Source organism: Intestinimonas sp. HCP28S3_D6 (assembly GCF_052065695.1).
GTDB lineage: Bacteria > Bacillota > Clostridia > Oscillospirales > Oscillospiraceae > Intestinimonas.
Window position 1 is genome coordinate 43,236 of record NZ_JBQHTM010000009.1, and the last position, 17,906, is coordinate 61,141.

The 17,906-nt window shown below is 58.2% G+C and carries 16 protein-coding genes, 1 tRNA gene and 1 riboswitch; of the genes, 9 read left to right on the top strand and 8 right to left on the bottom strand.

From position 1 onward, the window contains the following. Positions 1-124 precede the first annotated feature (124 nt). A riboswitch (cobalamin riboswitch) is annotated at positions 125-308 on the top strand. Between the two features lie 449 nt (positions 309-757). The 3 genes from eutL (at position 758) to ACTNBK_RS04980 (ending at position 4,212) form a co-directional block, all read left to right on the top strand. Further along, on the top strand, positions 758-1,408 hold the full coding sequence (eutL, locus tag ACTNBK_RS04970; protein WP_441144135.1) for an ethanolamine utilization microcompartment protein EutL: 651 nt from the start codon (positions 758-760) through the stop codon (positions 1,406-1,408). Positions 1,409-1,498: 90 nt separating this feature from the next. Continuing rightward, positions 1,499-2,254 carry a peroxide stress protein YaaA gene (yaaA, locus tag ACTNBK_RS04975; protein ID WP_441144137.1) on the top strand — a complete coding sequence of 252 codons (756 nt, stop codon included), beginning with the start codon at positions 1,499-1,501 and terminating at the stop codon, positions 2,252-2,254. Between the two features lie 305 nt (positions 2,255-2,559). After that, a complete protein-coding gene (locus tag ACTNBK_RS04980; protein ID WP_441144139.1) occupies positions 2,560-4,212 on the top strand; it encodes a Na/Pi cotransporter family protein in 1,653 nt (550 codons plus the stop codon). Positions 4,213-4,276: 64 nt separating this feature from the next. Here the strand turns inward: ACTNBK_RS04980 and ACTNBK_RS04985 are convergent, their stop codons facing one another. Continuing rightward, positions 4,277-5,659, bottom strand: a complete 1,383-nt coding sequence (locus tag ACTNBK_RS04985; RefSeq protein ID WP_441144141.1) for a diguanylate cyclase domain-containing protein — start codon at positions 5,657-5,659, stop codon at positions 4,277-4,279. Positions 5,660-5,938: 279 nt separating this feature from the next. On the opposite strand from ACTNBK_RS04985, the gene ACTNBK_RS04990 reads away from it, so the two are divergent. Both ACTNBK_RS04990 and ACTNBK_RS04995 read left to right on the top strand, forming a co-directional pair. Then, entirely contained in the window at positions 5,939-6,892 is a 954-nt protein-coding gene (locus ACTNBK_RS04990) for a tRNA dihydrouridine synthase (RefSeq protein ID WP_441144215.1), read from the top strand. A 57-nt stretch (positions 6,893-6,949) separates the two neighbouring features. Then, positions 6,950-7,579, top strand: coding sequence for a nitroreductase family protein (locus tag ACTNBK_RS04995; RefSeq protein ID WP_441144143.1), 630 nt, complete (start codon positions 6,950-6,952; stop codon positions 7,577-7,579). On the opposite strand, the gene ACTNBK_RS05000 is transcribed toward ACTNBK_RS04995, so the two are convergent. From ACTNBK_RS05000 to ACTNBK_RS05015, 4 genes are read right to left on the bottom strand one after another with little or no spacing between them, the layout of a single operon-like run. Continuing rightward, positions 7,527-8,495, bottom strand: coding sequence for a siderophore ABC transporter substrate-binding protein (locus tag ACTNBK_RS05000; RefSeq protein ID WP_441144145.1), 969 nt, complete (start codon positions 8,493-8,495; stop codon positions 7,527-7,529). The genes ACTNBK_RS04995 and ACTNBK_RS05000 overlap by 53 nt on opposite strands. Before the next feature lie 41 nt (positions 8,496-8,536). Further along, positions 8,537-9,289: an iron ABC transporter ATP-binding protein gene (locus tag ACTNBK_RS05005; protein ID WP_441144147.1), complete on the bottom strand. Its 753-nt coding sequence runs from the start codon at positions 9,287-9,289 to the stop codon at positions 8,537-8,539. A 3-nt stretch (positions 9,290-9,292) separates the two neighbouring features. Beyond that, entirely contained in the window at positions 9,293-10,270 is a 978-nt protein-coding gene (locus ACTNBK_RS05010) for an iron chelate uptake ABC transporter family permease subunit (RefSeq protein WP_441144149.1), read from the bottom strand. Next, positions 10,267-11,298 (bottom strand): ABC transporter permease, encoded by a 1,032-nt coding sequence (locus tag ACTNBK_RS05015; protein ID WP_441144151.1) that lies wholly within the window; start codon positions 11,296-11,298, stop codon positions 10,267-10,269. The genes ACTNBK_RS05010 and ACTNBK_RS05015 overlap by 4 nt, the downstream gene beginning before the upstream one ends. A 301-nt stretch (positions 11,299-11,599) precedes the next feature. On the opposite strand from ACTNBK_RS05015, the gene ACTNBK_RS05020 reads away from it, so the two are divergent. After that, positions 11,600-11,728: a hypothetical protein gene (locus ACTNBK_RS05020; protein ID WP_441144153.1), complete on the top strand. Its 129-nt coding sequence runs from the start codon at positions 11,600-11,602 to the stop codon at positions 11,726-11,728. 188 nt (positions 11,729-11,916) lie between these two features. Here ACTNBK_RS05020 and ACTNBK_RS05025 read toward each other — a convergent pair whose 3' ends face one another. The 3 genes from ACTNBK_RS05025 to ACTNBK_RS05035 all read right to left on the bottom strand — a co-directional run bounded on the left by ACTNBK_RS05025 (position 11,917) and on the right by ACTNBK_RS05035 (position 13,843). Next, positions 11,917-12,774 (bottom strand): carboxypeptidase regulatory-like domain-containing protein, encoded by an 858-nt coding sequence (locus ACTNBK_RS05025; RefSeq protein WP_441144155.1) that lies wholly within the window; start codon positions 12,772-12,774, stop codon positions 11,917-11,919. A gap of 396 nt (positions 12,775-13,170) precedes the next feature. Then, positions 13,171-13,605, bottom strand: a complete 435-nt coding sequence (locus tag ACTNBK_RS05030) for a phage tail protein (RefSeq protein WP_441144157.1) — start codon at positions 13,603-13,605, stop codon at positions 13,171-13,173. Between the two features lie 151 nt (positions 13,606-13,756). Next, positions 13,757-13,843, bottom strand: a tRNA-Leu gene (locus ACTNBK_RS05035). A 202-nt stretch (positions 13,844-14,045) separates the two neighbouring features. Here ACTNBK_RS05035 and ACTNBK_RS05040 point away from each other — a divergent pair. From ACTNBK_RS05040 to ACTNBK_RS05050, 3 genes are all read left to right on the top strand, one after another. Further along, entirely contained in the window at positions 14,046-15,419 is a 1,374-nt protein-coding gene (locus ACTNBK_RS05040) for a hypothetical protein (RefSeq protein ID WP_441144159.1), read from the top strand. 67 nt (positions 15,420-15,486) lie between these two features. After that, positions 15,487-16,176 (top strand): response regulator transcription factor, encoded by a 690-nt coding sequence (locus tag ACTNBK_RS05045; RefSeq protein ID WP_441144161.1) that lies wholly within the window; start codon positions 15,487-15,489, stop codon positions 16,174-16,176. Between the two features lie 304 nt (positions 16,177-16,480). Further along, entirely contained in the window at positions 16,481-17,881 is a 1,401-nt protein-coding gene (locus ACTNBK_RS05050) for an ATP-binding protein (RefSeq protein ID WP_441144217.1), read from the top strand. Positions 17,882-17,906: the final 25 nt, after the last annotated feature.

Below are 17,906 nucleotides of genomic sequence, written 5' to 3' on the forward strand. Positions count from 1 at the left end.
CAATTCAGATGGACCCCGCCGCAGGAACTGCGGCGGGGTCCATTTCGTTTTTGAATGTGTTTCCCCCCCCTTGACAAGGAGGCAAGAGGGCCAGTATAATACATATAAGCCAAGCTGACAACTGAATCATAAGTGGTACACAGGTGCTTTGACGAGCTCAAAAGGGAAGTCGGGTGAGAATCCCGCGCAAAGCCGTTGCTGTATTGGCGAAGTGGTCCCCATTAGGTCACTGGAGCGGAAGCTCTGGGAAGGCGGGGAGCGCGTTTGGACGCCTAAGTCAGAATACCTGCCTGTGTATGGCGCACACGAGACCTCCTCGCGCTTAGGAGGGTGCAGTTCCCACGGTGAGAGCCTGTGGGCCGTTGCTGTATCCTTTTTAAGAGGGATACGGCTTTTTTGTTGTCGGCGCTAAAGGGTGGACGGGACGAACCGCCATTCCTCCTTATGCGATGTGTCAGGTGGCCAACTTCACCTCCCTTTGGAACTGGTATGGCAAGCTGATGCAGGGCAAGGACCCATAGCTGCCACTGTGGGTCCAGCCATACCAGGAAATACCCGCCTGTGGAGAAGAGCGGAGCCATCCCGATGCAGGGATGACTCCGCAGTTTTTTTGCCGAAAAGAGCCGAAAAAAGCGGTACCACACTGGTGTTCCGTTGACAAAAAGGATGTGGCCCGATATAATCATACTGATGATATATGCTGCCGGCTGGACGGCAGGCCGGGCGGCAACGCTGCCCGTGAAGGAGGAGACGGATCATGAAACGAGATCCTGTGAAAGCAACTGTACTGGCCACCAAGCTGATCCCAAACGTATCTCCTGATCTGGCCAAGGAGTTTGGCTTGCAGCCCGGCGAGAAGTCCCTGGCGCTGGTTACTGCCGACTGCGATGATGTGACCTATACCGCTCTGGACGAGGCCACCAAGAAGGCCGACTGCCGTGTGGCCTACGCCAAGAGCTTCTACGGCGGTGCCGCCAACGCCAACACCAAGCTGGCCGGCGAGATCATCGGCATCCTGGCTGCCCCGAACCCTGCTGAGGCCAAGGCCGGCCTGGAGGCTTGTGTGGACATGATCGAGAACGTGTGCCACTTCGTCTCCGCCAACGAGGACGACACCATCGTCTACTATGCCCACTGCATCTCCCGGACCGGCTCCTACCTGTCCGAGGCCTGCGGTATCCAGGAGGGTGAGGCTATCGCCTACCTGATCGCGCCTCCTCTGGAGGCCATGTACGGCGTAGATGCCGCTCTGAAGGCCGCCGACGTCCGTCTGTGCGTGCTGTATGCGCCCCCCAGCGAGACCAACTTCGGCGGTGGTCTGCTCACCGGCAGCCAGTCCGCCTGTAAGTCCGCCTGCGACGCCTTCGCCGCCGCTGTGGAGTTCGTGGCCGACAACCCCATCGACTGATTTTTGCCCCATCAACGGCCCGGAGACGGCGTAGAATCACCGCTTCGGGCCGTTTTTTGCCCGTTCCGAATACTGAAAGGGAGGAAGTCTATGCGTATCATCATCTCACCAGCTAAGAAAATGAACGAAGATCTGGACGGGCTGCCGCCTAAAGAGCTGCCTGCTCTGCTGGAGGAGACAGAGCAGCTGCTGGGCTATCTGAAGGGCCTTTCTTTAACGGAACTGAAGAAGCTGCTCGCCTGCAACGATCAACTGGCCCAACTCAACTACCAGCGGTTCCAGACCATGGACCTGCGCCAACGGTTGACACCGGCGCTTCTGGCCTATGAAGGGATTCAGTATCGTTATATGGCGCCTGCGGTATTTTCAGAAGGAGCGTTGGCCTATGTGCAGGAGCACCTGCGCATCCTCTCCGGTTTTTACGGAGTGCTCCGCCCCTTCGACGGAGTGACTCCCTACCGGTTGGAGATGCAGGCCAAGCTGAAGACTCCGTTTTGTAAGGACCTCTATGCTTTCTGGGGAGGCAAGCTGGCCGAGGCTCTGATGCCCGACGGCGTGGTAGTGGATTTGGCCTCTGGGGAGTATAGCAAGGCGGTGATCCCCCACCTGCCCGCCGGAACAAGGGTGATTACGCCCGTTTTCGGGGAGCTGCGTGTCGACGGAAAGATAGTGGAGAAAGGGGTCCATGTCAAGATGGCCAGAGGGGAGATGGTCCGTTTTCTGGCAGAGGGCAGCGTGGAAGACCCGGAGGGCATCACCGCCTTCGAGGGACTCCATTTTCGGTATTGCCCACAGAGATCCCAGCCGGACCGACCGGTCTTTCTGCGCGATGTGGAGAAAAGGTAAAGTGGGGTAAAATTCCGTTGACGGTGGCATAAATAGCATGTATAATGTAATTGTGAAAGATTGTGTTTGGGACAGAAAGGACCATGGAGCTATGAGCGATGCTGCTGCGGAAAAAGCCACTGTGCTCACGCGCAAGTGGAGTTGCCCCAGGCCCGTTGAAGAGACATGACCTGCTTTTCGAATGGAAAAGCAGGCTATGTCTTTTTCTTTTGCCCGAACGCAGGAAAACGCCTGCGGACGGATGGCAAGGGAACTGATCCGACCATTCGATTTCAGAGAGTAGAAAGAGAAAAAGGAGCATTTCGATGAGTATTGCCAATATTCTGAGCCTGTTGGGCGGCTTAGCGCTGTTCCTGCACGGAATGCAGATGATGAGCTCCGGCCTGGAGGCCGCGGCCGGCAACCGTATGAAGAGCATCCTGGAAAAGCTGACGGCCAACCGGGTGCTGGGCGTACTGGTGGGTGCGGTGATCACCGCCGTCATCCAGTCCTCCTCCGCCACCACGGTCATGGTGGTAGGCTTCGTTAACTCCGGCATGATGACCCTCACGCAGGCGGTGTGGATCATCATGGGCGCCAACATCGGCACCACCATCACCGGACAGCTCATCGCCCTGGACGTAGGCGCTTTGGCCCCCTTCTTTGCCTTCCTGGGCGTGGCTATGATGGTATTTTTGAAAAAACCGCAGCTCCACCACTACGGCAGTATCCTGGGCGGCCTGGGTGTCCTCTTCATCGGTATGGACATGATGAGCGCAGCCATGGTCCCCCTGCGCGAAATGCCCGCTTTTGTGGACCTGATGACCAAATTCTCCAATCCGGTGTTGGGTATCCTGGCCGGCGCACTCTTCACCGCCCTCATCCAGTCCTCCTCCGCTTCTGTGGGTATTCTCCAGGCGCTGGCCAACAGTGGCGTCATCGGACTGGGCAGTGCCGTGTATGTCCTGTTCGGCCAGAATATTGGTACCTGCATCACCGCTGTGCTGGCCTCGGTGGGCACCGGGCGCAATGCCAAGCGGACCACTATCATCCACCTGATGTTCAACATCATCGGCACCGTTCTATTTACCACGCTGTGCCTGGTGACCCCGCTCCTGGGGATCTCCCTGGTGGGTTTCGTGGAGAGCCTCACGCCCAACAGCCCTGCCTCTCAGATCGCCAACATGCACACCCTCTTTAATATCGTCACCACGCTGCTCCTGCTGCCTCTGGGCAAGTGGATGGTGAAGGCGGCCATGCGCATCCTGCCTGAGCGCAAGCAGGATCTGGACGAGGGAATGCATCTAGCCTACCTCACGCCCATCAACGCCAATCAGGACCGTACCATCGGTCAGTCTGCCATCTATATCAGTCAGCTTCGTCAGGAACTCAACCGCATGCTGGACATGGCGAAGGAAAATGTCTCCACCGCCTTCCGGGCGGTACTGGACCGTGACCCTTCCTTGGTGACCAAGGAGGAGTCGGTAGAGGAATATATTGACTTCCTCAACAAGGAAATTTCCCAGTTTATCTCCCATGTGATCGTCCACGAGACCAATGAGCAGGATTCCGCCGCGGTAAGCGCCTATTTCAAGATCGCGGGCAACATTGAGCGTATCGGTGACCACGCCATGAACATCTGCGGTTACAGCGGGATTCTAAAGGAGAAGGATGTCCACTTCTCCGAGGAAGCAAAGGAAGAAATCCGGGAGATGGAGGCTGTCAGCCGCAAAGCCATTGAGGCGCTCAGCGGTGTGGTATCCGATCCCGTGGAGTGGCTCAGCGAGGTTTCCGCCCTGGAGCAGAAGATGGACGACATGACGGCCAGCTTCCGGCGCCACCAGATGGAGCGGATGCGCAAGGGTATTTGCTCCGATGAGGGCTGTATTCTGTTCTCTGAGATGCTAACCGACTTTGAGCGTATCGGCGATCATGTGCTCAACATCGCGCAGGAGCGCTCCAGTGCCAGCCTGCCCTGAGGTGGAAGATAGAACAAAACCGCCATGCTCCGGCTCAGGCCGGGACATGGCGGTCTTTGTCTGTTTAGAGGGGCTCACCGGAGAAAATGCTCCAGCCGTCTTTGCCGCGGTGCTTGGCACAGTATAGAGCGCTGTCGGCGTGGGGATAGAGCTCATTAAAGGAGTGACCTTGGTCGGGGATCATAGCAGCGCCTACGCTACAGGAGACGGAGATTTGAGAGTAGGTTGGGTCTGTGAGGAGACGGAATTCTTCGCACAGGCGGCGCATGTGCAGTTCCAAAACCGACTGGGAGGATACATCCTTCATCAGGACCATAAACTCATCACCGCCGATTCGACCGATGACATCACTCTGACGGAAATGAGCGCGCAGCAGGTCCGCAGTCAGGATCAGAATGGAGTCACCGGCCTGGTGTCCCCAGACATCGTTGATTTTCTTGAAATTGTCCAGATCCAACATCAGAAGGGCGCCCTGCCTGTTGGGGCCGGCCAGCCAGGTATTGATACACGCACTGGTGCTGGTGCGATTGAGCAGGCCGGTGAGAGGATCGGCCTGGGCCTGATGGAGCAGTCGGCGCCGGTCTCCCAGAGAAATGTGGATCATAGAGATCAGGAGAAGCAGCACGCCCGCCAAAAAGGCGATCCCCAGATAGAGAACATCCCGGAAGATGAAGCTGTAGTCGGCGCTGGCCTCACTGTCGGAGACGGTGTAGCACATCATCCAGCCGTTGTCCAGGCCGGTGGACTGGTAGACCATGTACTGGACCTCACCGTTATAGCGGGCAAAGAAATGGCCGCTGGCACCGGAGGCGAAGTCCTGCCTGATCTGGTCGGCACCGGCGCCGACCAGAGGCTCCATAGAGGCATAGTAGTCAAAAATAGTGTCGTACTGGGTGGGAAGGGTAGGCGAGGTGGTAGAGATCAAGACACCGCCGGAGGTGACCAGCAGGGGGTGGCCTCTGCCGTTGTAGAGCCCGGAGAAGAGAAATTCGCTGACCTGTCCAATGTTGAAGGCGCCGCTTACTACCCCCAGGGTCTGACCGTCCTCGCTGTGTATGGGGACGGCCAGGACTACCTTTATCTCACTGTCCACAGAGCTGGAGAGCGGGTCGCTGATGGCGCGCGCACCGGACAAGGCGGTCAGGAAGTAGTCCCGGTATCCGACGTTGGTGATGGCGCCATCATTGGCGTAGCCAACGCCGGAGGGAGAGATGAGGAGGATGCGGGAGAACTTACCGGTGGAGACAATGGCGTTGGCCATCAGCAGATTGTCCGTATCGACCAGCTTTCCCTGGTGGGCCACAAAGCGGGCCAGACCGTCCAGCGTGGAAAAGTGCGTGTCAATAACGGAGTTGAGGTAGTTGCACTGCTGCTCCACATTGCTGCGCAGGGAGAGCAGGGTCTGCGCTTCCACAGAGTTCTTTTCATAGAAAATGAAAAAGATCATACAGACTGCCAGATACAGTAAAAACAGGATCAGCAACGGCGCATAGCGGCGAATGCGGCTGACATGCAATTCAGAAATGATATCCACCTCCTTGCATGATATCCTGTACTCATAGTATACCATATTTTAAATGGAAGCGGAACGGGGAAACTGTCGGATTATAGATGTAAAGTTGCGAATTTTACATATAAAAGAAAGAAATAATGGATATAAAACAAAAATAAGTTACTATTTAAGACAAAAGGGGACAGGAAAACCATGTATTATTACTTTGCTCCCATGGAGGGGGTGACGGGAAGGCTGTTCCGGCGGGTCCACAGTCAGTTCTTTCATGGGGTGGACAAATATTTTATGCCTTTTGTCTCGCCTGGAAAGGACAGGGTCTTTTCCAGGCGGGATATGAGGGAACTCACGCCGGATGCAGAGGCCAGGGTGCCGAAGGTGCCGCAGCTGTTGACCTGTCAGACGGAGGACTTCCTCTGGGCGGCAAAACTGTTGGCCGACCTGGGCTATCGGGAGGTTAATCTGAATCTGGGCTGTCCTTCAGGGACTGTCACCGCTAAAGGGAAGGGAGCCGGCTTCCTTCGGGACCCGGATGGACTGGATCGCTTTCTGGAGCAGATCTTCAGCCGGAGCAAAGTCGCCATTTCCATCAAGACACGGGTGGGCTTTGCATCGCCGGAGGAATTTGAACGGCTACTGGAGTGCTTTGACCGCTATCCCTGTACGGAGCTTATCGTCCACCCTAGAGTGCGGTCAGACTTCTATAAAGGCAAGGTGCGGCTAGAGGCCTTTGCCTTGGCGACGGAGCGGAGTACCGCTCCCCTGTGCTACAACGGAGATCTGACCACTTCGGATGAGATCGGGACCTTCCGGCAGCGGTTCCCAATGGTGGAGCGGGTGATGCTGGGCCGGGGATTGGTGGGCGACCCCGCCCTGGCGTCCAAGGCCAAAGGAGGACTGGCGGCCGACCGGGACACGCTGCGGCGGTTCCACGATGCCCTCTATGAGGGCTACGTGGAGGCATTTGGCAGTCGGCACAACGCTATGCTTCGGATGAAGGAGCTGTGGTTCTATCTCATTTGGCTCTTTGACGGTCATGAGCGCCTGAGCAAGGCCCTGAAGAAGGCCAGAAACCCTGCCGAGTATGAAGCGTGTGTGGAGGCCATTTTCGGGGAGCTCTCCCTACGGAGGGATTCTGCTGCCGGCTGGCGGGATCGTCCTATTTTTTGACACGGGTCCGGTCGGGTGGTATGATAGGAGCATCCTGATAGAAATGGGGGATCAAACTTGGAAAACAAGGCATATGAGACCATTCTGGGGCGCCGGAGCATCCGGGCCTTTCAGCCCAAGCAGGTGGAGCAGAAGGACCTGGACGCGGTGCTCCAGGCGGGGCTGTATGCCCCCTGCGGAATGGGCAGCCAAATGGTGACCCTGGTGGCCGTCCAGGACCCGGAGGTCGGGAGTAAGCTGTCCGCCATGAACGCCGCCATTATGGGCACCAACAGTGATCCCTATTACGGAGCTCCCACCATCGTGGTGGTGCTGGCGTCTCCGGAGCGGTATACCTGGGTGGAGGACGGCAGCTGTGCCCTGACCGTCATGATGGAGGCCGCCCACGCCCTGGGCCTGGGCTCCTGCTGGATTCACCGGGCGCGGGAGATGTTCGACAGCGACGAGGGCAAGGCCCTGCTCAAGGTGTGGGGTGTCCCCGAGGGCATGCGGGGCGTGGGTGCCCTGGCCCTGGGCTATCCTGCGGTGAAGCACCCAAAGCGCCCGAGCGGAAGCCAGGCCGCGTCTTTAAGATCTGAAGGCGAAAAAGCCGTCCGGTTCTTTGAACCGGACGGCTTTTTTCCTGTGCGGACATTCAGAGGGGGAGCGCATTCTCCAGGTCGGCGAGCATGGTGTCCAGGGCGGTGATGCCGCCCTCGGCGGTGTACCACACGGCGGGGTGGGCCAGGTAGACGATGCGGTCGTTTTTGTAGGCGGTGGTTCCCATGACCAGCTGGTTCTCCACGATCTCCCGGGCCAGCTTGGCGCCCTCGGTGGCAATGGCGGCGTCCCGATCCAGGACGAAGATGTAGTCGGGGTCCTTGTCCACCACGAACTCGAAGGAGGCCTCGTTTCCGTGGGTGGAGGTGTCGAGAGAGGCGTCCACGCCGATGTTGTCAAAGCCCAGCTCCCGGCCAATGATGGAGCAGCGGCCGTCGCTGCCCAGCACGTTGAAGCTGCCGCTGGTGCACATGCCCACGATAGCGGTCTTGCCGGCGGCAAAGGCGGACAGGGTAGCGATGCGGCCCTCAAAGTCTGCCATGAGCTCGTCCACCTTGTCATCCAGACCGAACAGGGAGGCCACGGAGGCGGCGTTCCGTCGGACGCTCTCCACCACTCCCAGGTCGGTGTCGGTGGAGAGGTAGACCACAGGGGCGATCTCGCTGAGGGCGGCATAGGAGGTGGCCAGACGGCCGCCGATGAAGATGACGTCGGGGTCACAGGCCATGACGGCCTCCAGGTCGGCCTCCTTGATGGTGCCCAGATCGGCAATGCCGCCGCCGATGTAGCCCTGGAGGTAGTCCAGGCTGGTGTCGGCGGTGCCCACCACCCGGTCGCCCACGCCCAGGGCGTCCAGAATGTCCAGAGCGGCCATATCCAGCACGGCCACGCACTGGGGGTCATAGGGGACCTCCACCTCCACCGCCTCCTTGGCGCCGTTGAGGGAGGCGACGGTGACGGTGGCGGAGGGCTCCGCGGGGGCGGAGGAGGACGCGCCGCCGGAGCAGGCGGCCAGGGAGAGGGACAGGCCCAGGGCCAGGGCCAGAGAGACGAGCTTCTTCATGTGGGGGAACTCCTTTTCATCAAAAGTACGGAAAATAGGGGTCAATAGTAGATGGACAGGGGCTTTCCCTGGATGTTCAGGATCTCAAAGTCCACCCGGTAGATCTCGGACAGGTTCTCCTTGGTGATGACCTCCTCCACGGTGCCGAACCTGGCGATCCTGCCGTCCTTGAAGGCGCAGATGTAGTCGGAGTAGAAGGCGGCGTAGTTGATCTCATGGAGGACCAGAATCACTGTCTTACCCAACTCGTCGCAGAGCCGGCGGACGATCTTCATCATGTTGGTGGCATGGTAGATGTCCAGGTTGTTGGTGGGCTCGTCCAGAAGGATGTACTCGGTGTCCTGGGCGATGACCATGGCGATCATGGCCCGCTGGCGCTGTCCGCCGGAGAGCTCGTCGATAAAGCGGTCCTGGAACTCCTCCAGCTCCATGTAGGAGATGGCCCGGTCGATGATGGCCCGGTCCTCGTCGGTGAGACGGCTGCCCGAGTAGGGGAAGCGGCCAAAGGCCACCAGCTCCCGGACGGTGAGCTTCATCTGGATGCTGTTGCTCTGGGTGAGGATGGCCAGGCGCTTGGAGAGCTCCTTGCTCTTCCACTTGCCGATGTCCTTGCCCTCGAAGTCCACAAGGCCGCTGTCGTGGGCGATGAGCCGGGAGATCATGCCCATCACCGTGGATTTTCCAGCGCCGTTGGGGCCGATGAGGGAGATGACCTTCCCCTTGGGGATGGTGAAGCTGACGGCGTCCACCACGGTCTTGCCGTCATAGCGTTTGGTCAGTTCGGAGATCCTCATGGATCACACCTTCTTTCTCGTCAGCAGTAAGTAGAGGAAGTAGAGGCCGCCGCCTACGGTGATAAAGACGCTCACGGGCACGGCGTAGGTGTAGATATGCTCCACGATGAGCTGTCCGCCCACCAGTACCCCCATGCCGAAGAGGGCGGAGCCCAGGATGAGCTGGCTGTGGCGGTAGGTCCGGAGGAGCTGCCGGGAGAGGTTGGCGATGATGAGCCCCAGGAAGGAGATGGGGCCCACCATGGCGGTGGCCACGGCGATGCACAGGGTCACCCCCAGAAGCAGCCGGCGGACGCAGCGGTCGTAGTCCACCCCCAGGTTGATAGCCTTGTCCTTGCCCAACGTAAGCACATCCAGCAGGGCCAGCTCTTTCCGCAGGGCAAAGGTGATGCCTGCTAGCAGCAGGGTAGAGAAGAGGAGGATCTCTGAGTTGATGTTGCTGAAGCTGGCCACCAGGGAGGTGAGCAGGGTGTCGTACTCGTTGGGGTCCATGACCCGGGTGAGGGTGGTCTGGATGCTGCCGAAGAAGGAGGTGAGCACCGTCCCCACCAGCAGCACGTACAGCACGTTGTGCCGGGTCTTTTTAAAAATCCAGCTGTAGACCACCGTAGCGGTGAGGCCCATGAGCACCACGTCCACGGCAAAGGAGAGGTTGGTGTTGGCGGCCATGAGGCTGCCCGAGCCCAGAAAGAAGACCACCGCCGTGTGGATAAGGGTGTAAAGAGAGTTCATGCCCAGCAGGCAGGGGGTGACGATGGTGTTATTGATGACGGACTGAAAGACGATGGAGGCGCCGCCGATGGCGAAGGCGGTGAGGAGCATGGCCAGGAGCTTGGGGGTGCGAAGCTTCATGGCATACCACAGGAGTCTAGTATTTCCAAAATTCACCTCTATCAATAGATAGCTGACGGCACAGAGCAAGACCAGAAGGGTGAGGAGCAGCAGCTTCCGGCGATTGCTGCGGATGGCAGACAGGTTCACAGAGCGTTCCCTCCTTCCAGCTGGGTGGGGGCCTGGCAGCAGCCGGAGCCGCCCCCCAGACGGATGGCCTTCCGCCCGTGCTTCAGGCGGTAGAACAGCAGGCCAATGAAGACGAGGCTGCCCAGAATGCCCACGATGAGCTCGATGGGCAGCTCATAGGGGTAGATGACCACCCGGCCGAGCATGTCGCAGGCCAGTACGAAGAGGGCGCCGAAGAGGGCGGTATCCACCAGGGTGCCCCGGATCTTGTCCCCCTTGAACATGGCCACCACGTTGGGGACGATGAGGCCGATATAGGAGATGGAGCCCACCACCACCACGATGGCCGCCGTGATCATGGCGGCGATGGTGAGACCCAGGAAGAGAACCACGTTGTAGGGCACGCCCAGGTTTTTGGAAAAGTCCCGGCCCATGCCCACGATGTTGAAGTGGTTGGCGAAGAGGAAGGCCAGCACCACCAGGGGCACCGCTAGCCAAACGATCTCATACCGGCCCTTGAGGACCAGTGAGAAGTGGCCCACCAGCCAGGAGGAGAGGGCCTGGGTCATCTCGTATTTATAGGCCAGATAGCTGGTGACACCACCGATGACGTTGCCGAACATGATGCCCACCAGGGGTACCATGACCGCGTCCTTGAACTGGATACGCTGGATGAACCAGACGAAGATCCAGGTGCCCAGAACGGCAAAGACAAAAGCGAAGATGGCCCGGCTCCACAGAGTGGAGGTTGGGAGGAATAGTAGGGCCAGCAGGATACCGAACTGGGCTGAGGAGATGGTAGCGCCAGTGGTGGGGGAGACAAACTTGTTGCTGCACAGCTGCTGCATGATGAGACCGGCGACACTCATACCCACGCCGGTGCACAGGATGGCCAGAAGCCGGGGCAGACGGGAGATGAGCAGAAGCTCCAGGTCTCCGGACAAGATGGCGCCCGGGGTCAGGTCGATGACGCCCACGAAGAGGGAAAACACTGACAGCAGGAGCAAGGCTAGAGACAGGATCAGGGTGGAACGGGACAGACGAATCATAGTACCTCCTTCTGCGACTGAGTTAGTTAAAACTAACCATATAACAAAAAGAACGTGACAGGCAAGACGACTGGTCTTACATGTCACATCCATGCACGTCGCATGAAAAAGAATACCACAAATGGTTAGCAACAGGCAACTGTAAATGAGTTACAAAAATAGCGTCCGTATGACAGGGGGATTACTGGCAATATAAATAGATGGGACCCGCCTCTGACCGGATAGGGTCGGAGACAGGTCCCGGTGTTCAGAAAAAGGGAAAGGGGTCTCGCTGCCATCCGCAGCGCAGGGTGGCTGGGTCATGACACAGAGTCAGTGCGGCGCCGGGGGGCAGGCGCAGGAGCAGTCGGATGCCGCCGGCGCCCCGACAGAGGGTCAGGATATAGACTCCGGGAAAGAGGCCGCTGAAGAGAGCAGTGTCAGTGGATAGCAACGGCCTGGTCGAGAAGGAGGGGTGGCACCAGCGCTGCAAGGTCACGCTGTCCCAGGGGCAGGGGGAACAGAGACAGACACGAAGGGCGCAGCGTCCAGGGGCAGAGCACAGCCGCAGGTCCTGTGCCGCCTCCTCATCGGTGCGGAGACAGAAGACGGAGCCCTGGGCCAGACCGGAGGGACGGGTTACTGACTGACTTTGGCCTTGACCAGATACTGACCGCCGGTGACGCCGCCAAAGAGGTAGTTTCCCGTGCTGTTGGTCTTGGTGGAGGCCAGCAGAATCTCACGGGTCGTGGTGCCCTCGGTGATTACCTGATAGAGTCCCACAAAGCAATCTGCCACGGCATTGCCATTCTGGTCTGTGACGATACCGCTGACGGTTCCGTTGTAGGTCCGGGCATCCACCAGGATGGTCATGACCAGGTTGGCGGTAGAACCGCTGGTGATAGTGGTGGTCATAGGTGCGGTGGTCACACAGCCGTCGGCGGAAGCCACAATGCTGTAAATACCGTCGGCCACATCATAGAACAGAAACTCGCCGTCGGCGGCGGTGTAGGTGGTGGCGATGGTCTCACCCAAGGTGTTGCGGAGGGAGACCTTGGCCCCGCCCAAGGGGGTGCCCGTTGTACCAGCGACGGTCAGAATACCGGCAATGGCACCCAGAGCCAGAGTGGTGTCGGCGGTGCAGAAGAGCGGGATGGCGGTGGTGTCCCCGCTGGAGAGGGTGACGCCCACGGAAGAACTCATCAGATAGCCGTCGGCAACGGCGGCGATGCTGTAAGTCCCGGCGGGGACACCATTCAGGGTGTACTCGCCCAGGGCGTTGGTCATAGTGTGCTGATAGGGGAGGCCGGCGCTGTCAAAGAGCTTGACGGTGGCGTCGGGGATAGGATCGGTGCCGTCGGTGACGGTACCGGTCACGGTGGCCAGAACGGTTGGGGCGGGAGGAAGGGTCAGGTTGACAGCCTCCTCCTGGGTGCCCTGGATCTGGAAGTTGGTGCTGTACGTCAGGCCATAAAGGTCCTGCTGAATGTCGGCCATAACTACGATTACCTCCTGAACGATCGGTGACAGGCGGGGCAGCTGCCCCGCCACCACAAGCTATGCGCCAGCCGGCCGATGGGTGACGTCTATTTTGCATAGGCATAAAAAGACGTGGTCGCAAAGCGGACTTTGCTCCGACGTGGAACATCCCAACAGTATAGATGCCAGCGGCCCAAAACCTTGGCGCAGGGCAAATTCACCATTCACCACGCCCAAGTATTTGAATTTAAAGGGCGGAGGCGGCTCCTGGCCGCCGAAACCCAAAAAGAAAGACACGCCTAAGCATGTCTTTCTTTTTGGAAGATCGCAACGGTATAGATGCCGGGGATATTTCCATTAGATAAGTATTGACTTTAAGCGGTATTTTGATTAGCCTAGGCCTGCAGTATGGTTTTATTTGGTTCGAGCAATGCCTTCGCATACAAGTTCCAGACTCTCGATAGCCACCTCCCTGCTGGTGGCATTAAAGTCCGGCGCTGCGTACTTGGTGGGCCAGGCGTTCTCTAATCGCCAGGAGGCCGCTTCTCTCATTTCGTCATCCATCAGCGTGATGACCACCGTTTTGCGGGAAGGTTTGCCATCCTGAATCGCTTTTATCCAATCCACAAATATATGGGACTGGGTGGTGCCGCGCTTGAGGATAACATGGGAATATTTCAAAATCCCGAGTTGTCTGCCTGGAACTTTACCGCCTATATTATGCTCACGATATTCCACGGGGTCAGATGAGATATCTGGAGCAGACACTTCGCTGAACCCGGCCTCCTCCTTCTGCTCGACCAGCACCTTGTAATGATACTTTTTGTAGGGATACATAATTTCTGCCATGGCATGACGCTCCTTTCCCTTAATTGAATTGTAATTGTAACAGTACAGATGTATTGGCTTTCGGGTTCGATTTGGAGAGGAGGAGCGACGGCGTGAGCGCGATCTGACTTTAAAAAAAGTCGGAGCAAGCGATACAGAGCTTGCTCCGACGTGGTGCCGGTAGTCGGACTCGAACCGACACGATGTCGCCACCAACGGATTTTGAGTCCGTCACGTCTACCAATTCCATCATACCGGCGTGGATGATATAGGTGCAGAGATTATTATACACAAGGTTGGCCGAGACTGCAAGAGTGGATTTTTGACGTGGCGGAGAAAATTAAAAAATCCCATACCAAACTGGCGGGAAATATGGTATGATGATACATACGAGATTGTTGCCCATGAGAGAAAGCGTCCTCACGGGCGGCCGGGCAGTTCCCGGAAAGGAGGCGGCGGAAATGAGAAAGAAATGGATCGGGGCGGTCATACTCTCCGTGGTCCTTCTGTGCCTTGGCGGCTGTGCGTTCAGCTCACCCGAGGAGCTTTACGCCGTCCCCAAGGCAGCGGAGGATTACAGAAATCTGCAGGAGCAGATTGACAAGGTACGCAGTGCGGGGGCTGAATACGCCGGTCCGCTGTTCGGCACCAATACTCAGCCCGTTCAGCTCATGGATCTAGATGAGGATGGCGTTCAGGAGGCAATTGCCTTCTTCCGAGCCACCAGTGCGGAAGATCCCGACCCGCTGAAGATCTACATCTACCACCAGACGGCAGATGGGACCTATGAGGTCTGGAACATCATTGAAGGGGATGCTCCCGCCATCAATTCCATCTCCTACGAGGATCTGGACGGCAAGACCGGTCCAAGTGGTCACATGGACAAGGAGCTGGTGGTGAGCTGGCGGCTGAGCGATAAGATCTACCGACTGGAGGCCTTCTCGATCACCGGGCCGGAGGTGGAGACGCTGCTGCCCGCGGTATCCTATACTGACTATGTGCTGTGGGATATGGATAAGGACAATCAGAAAGAAATTGTTATGATCACCCTCAACACGGTGGACAGTGTCTACCAGGCCGACTATTATGATTACCAGTCCGGTCAGATGATGCTGCGCAGTTCGGCACCTCTGTCGGGTAAGATAACCGGTCTGGCCAGCAATACCAAGCCTCTGGCCAGCTACCTGTACAACAACGGTATTGCTGAGCCGGCCATCTTTGTAACCTCCAATCTCATCACCGGCATCATCACCGACATTTTTACCTGGCAAAAGGACAAACTGGTGAATATCACCTTGAATCCCTCTACTGGTATGAGTGATGATACCTTCCGGCTCAATACCAGCATCTCGATTCAGGACATCAACAACGATGGTTATCCGGAGGTGCCCAGACCTACCGCCCTACCTACGCCGGATGCCGTTAGCAGTCTGGATTTCTGGCAGGTCGAGTGGATGCAGTACGACCTGAAGGGAAATCCCACGGTAGTCTCTACCACCTATTATAACGGCGAGGACGGCTGGTATCTGGCTATGCCGGAGCGCTGGCAGGGACAGGTGGCGCTTTCCCGACTAGACAACACCAGCAGTGGGGAGCGGGGCGTCCTTTTCTACCCCTACTCCGCGGAGCCGAGTGAGGGAAATGCCACGCCCAGGCCATTCCTCTCCATATACAAGCTCACCGGCCCAAACCGAAAGACACGGGCCAATGCGGAAGGCCGGTTTGTCCTGCTGGAGGAGGATGATGTGATCTATGCCGCAGAATTCCACACCGACAGCGGATGGGATTGCGGTGTGGATCAGGAGGGGCTCAAGGCTCTATTTCATTTGATTTAGGCACCGGCCGGGCCAGGAAGGTCCGGCGGAGACAGTCCAGACCCACAACGGAAGGGAGTGTTCTGCATTGAAAAAAGTGCTGGTATTAGAAGATGAGGCCAATATCCGCAGCTTCGTAGTCATCAATCTGAAGCGCGCGGGATATGAGACCATTGAGGCGGGCACCGGTGAGGAGGCTCTGGCCCAGCTGCGCCGGAACCCTGATATAAAAGTGGCCCTTTTGGACATTATGCTCCCCGATGATATGGATGGCTTTGAGGTCTGCCGCCGAATCCGGGCCAGCGATTCCAAGATCGGGATCATCATGCTCACCGCCCGGACTCAAGAGATGGATAAGGTGACCGGCCTCATGACCGGTGCCGACGACTATGTGACCAAGCCCTTCTCTCCGGCGGAGCTCACCGCCCGGGTGGACGCCCTCTACCGCCGCACCGGCGGGGACGTGGAGGTAGACACCGGCGAGATCAGCCAGCCCCCCTTCCTCCTCAACACCCGGAACCGGACGCTGGAGAAAAACGGCCAGCGGGTGAAGCTCACCCAGGTGGAGTACTCCATCATGAAGCTGTTCATGGACAATCCGGGCAAGGCCCTCTCCCGGGACGAGATCCTGGATACGGTCTGGGGCCGGGATTCCTTCGGTGAACTGAAGACAGTGGACGTGAATATCCGCCGCCTGCGCATCAAGATCGAAGACGATCCTACTAATCCTACCTATATCACCACCGTGTGGGGTTACGGGTACAAGTGGGGATTCTGAACCGGGCATCCGGTCGTCTTCGATAGGGCCCCGCTATGCGGGGCGGCGCAGGGGCAATTCACTTGCCCCGAGCATGTGCAATAAAATCGGGGCCCCCGCAAAACAGAGTTTTGTGGGAGGCACTCCGTACAGTGACCCAAAGAGAGCCCAGTGAAGCGGGTCTCTTTGGGAGAGAAGGCGCAAGGGAGCAGGGGAGGGATGACCCTTGGGCCGTTCCGAATGAAGCGGACTTTGCGCCGACGACGTGGGGATTCTGACCTTAAATTGAGTACAAAAGAAAGGAGGCGGAGTGACTGTGGCAAAGATGAAAGGAATCCGGAAGCGGTGGATGCTCAACAGCATCTCCGCCGTGCTGCTTATCGTGCTCTTCGCTGTGGCAGCCTTTTCCGCCGCCATCGCCAGTTATTTTTACTCCACCATGAGTACGGGACTCAAGTCCCGAGTCACTGCGGCCCTGCCTTTTTTCAGCAGCGCCATGACCCAGAGTGAATACCTCCAGACGGCCAACGATTATGTGAGCACCTTTGCCGATAAGGACCGCCTGGAACTGCAGATCATCAATCCCACCGGAAGCATCGATCAATCCACCAACGATTTGACCATTCCCGGCTCCTACCCCGGCACGCCAGATGTGACGGGAGCCATTGAGCAGCGGGTGCTCACCCCCTGGACTGGCACTGCTCCGGACACAGGGGAGCGGATCATGTCGGTGTCCATGCCGGTGGTCATCCGGAACGGTACACTGCTGGGTGTCATCCGTATGGTGACCTCCCTGAACCGCTGTGACCTCCAGGTGGCCAAGATTGTGGCGGTGGCCCTTCTCATTGGCGCTGCCATCGTGCTGCTGGTCTCCTTTTCCAATCTCTATTTTGTCCGCTCCATTGTGGAGCCGGTCACCGCCGTCACCGAGACTGCCAAGCGTATCGCCGCCGGCTCCTACGGCATCCAGATGGAGAAGAAGTACGATGACGAGGTGGGCGACCTCACCGACGCCATCAACGATATGTCCTTGAAGATCGACCAGTCGGAGAAGATGAAGTCGGAGTTCATCTCCTCTGTGTCCCACGAGCTGCGCACCCCTCTCACCGCCATCAACGGCTGGGCAGAGACCATCATGAATGGCGAGGTCCGGGACGCCGCCGACGTAAAGAAAGGCATGGGCATCATCGTCTCCGAAGCCCGGCGGCTCACCAACATGGTGGAGGAGCTGCTGGAGTTCTCCCGTATCGAGGATGGACGATTCACCTTGTCTGTGGAGCCCATGGACATCAAGGCTGAGTTGGAGGATGCCGTATACACCTACACCGAGTTTTTCCGCCGGGAGGGGATTACCCTCACCCATACCGACTGCGAGGAGGAATTTCCCCCTATCCCCGGCGACCCGGAGCGGATGCGCCAGGTCTTCTGCAACCTGCTGGACAACGCTGCCAAGCACGGCGGCTCCGGCAAGCGTATCGACACTGCCATCCGCGGGGAGGAGGATGCGGTGGTCATCACCATCCGGGATTACGGTCCCGGTATCCCGGAGGATGAGCTCCCCCACGTCAAATATAAGTTCTATAAGGGCAGCTCCAAGGCCAGAGGCTCCGGCATCGGCCTGGCGGTCTGTGAGGAGATCATCACCCGCCACAATGGCCGCCTGGACATTGGCAACGCCGAGGGCGGCGGCTGCATCGTCACCATCCGTCTGCCCATGAGTGGCTGAACTGGAGAAATGGAACATTAGTTCG

Coding starts and splice junctions, on each gene's coding strand:
- eutL (WP_441144135.1), top strand. CDS start 758: ATGAAACGAGATCCTGTGAAAGCAACTGTACTGGCCACCAAGCTGATC.
- yaaA (WP_441144137.1), top strand. CDS start 1,499: ATGCGTATCATCATCTCACCAGCTAAGAAAATGAACGAAGATCTGGAC.
- ACTNBK_RS04980 (WP_441144139.1), top strand. CDS start 2,560: ATGAGTATTGCCAATATTCTGAGCCTGTTGGGCGGCTTAGCGCTGTTC.
- ACTNBK_RS04985 (WP_441144141.1), bottom strand. CDS start 5,659: ATGATCTTTTTCATTTTCTATGAAAAGAACTCTGTGGAAGCGCAGACC.
- ACTNBK_RS04990 (WP_441144215.1), top strand. CDS start 5,939: ATGGAGGGGGTGACGGGAAGGCTGTTCCGGCGGGTCCACAGTCAGTTC.
- ACTNBK_RS05000 (WP_441144145.1), bottom strand. CDS start 8,495: ATGAAGAAGCTCGTCTCTCTGGCCCTGGCCCTGGGCCTGTCCCTCTCC.
- ACTNBK_RS05005 (WP_441144147.1), bottom strand. CDS start 9,289: ATGAGGATCTCCGAACTGACCAAACGCTATGACGGCAAGACCGTGGTG.
- ACTNBK_RS05015 (WP_441144151.1), bottom strand. CDS start 11,298: ATGATTCGTCTGTCCCGTTCCACCCTGATCCTGTCTCTAGCCTTGCTC.
- ACTNBK_RS05020 (WP_441144153.1), top strand. CDS start 11,600: ATGACACAGAGTCAGTGCGGCGCCGGGGGGCAGGCGCAGGAGCAGTCG.
- ACTNBK_RS05025 (WP_441144155.1), bottom strand. CDS start 12,774: ATGGCCGACATTCAGCAGGACCTTTATGGCCTGACGTACAGCACCAAC.
- ACTNBK_RS05030 (WP_441144157.1), bottom strand. CDS start 13,605: ATGGCAGAAATTATGTATCCCTACAAAAAGTATCATTACAAGGTGCTG.
- ACTNBK_RS05040 (WP_441144159.1), top strand. CDS start 14,046: ATGAGAAAGAAATGGATCGGGGCGGTCATACTCTCCGTGGTCCTTCTG.
- ACTNBK_RS05050 (WP_441144217.1), top strand. CDS start 16,481: ATGAAAGGAATCCGGAAGCGGTGGATGCTCAACAGCATCTCCGCCGTG.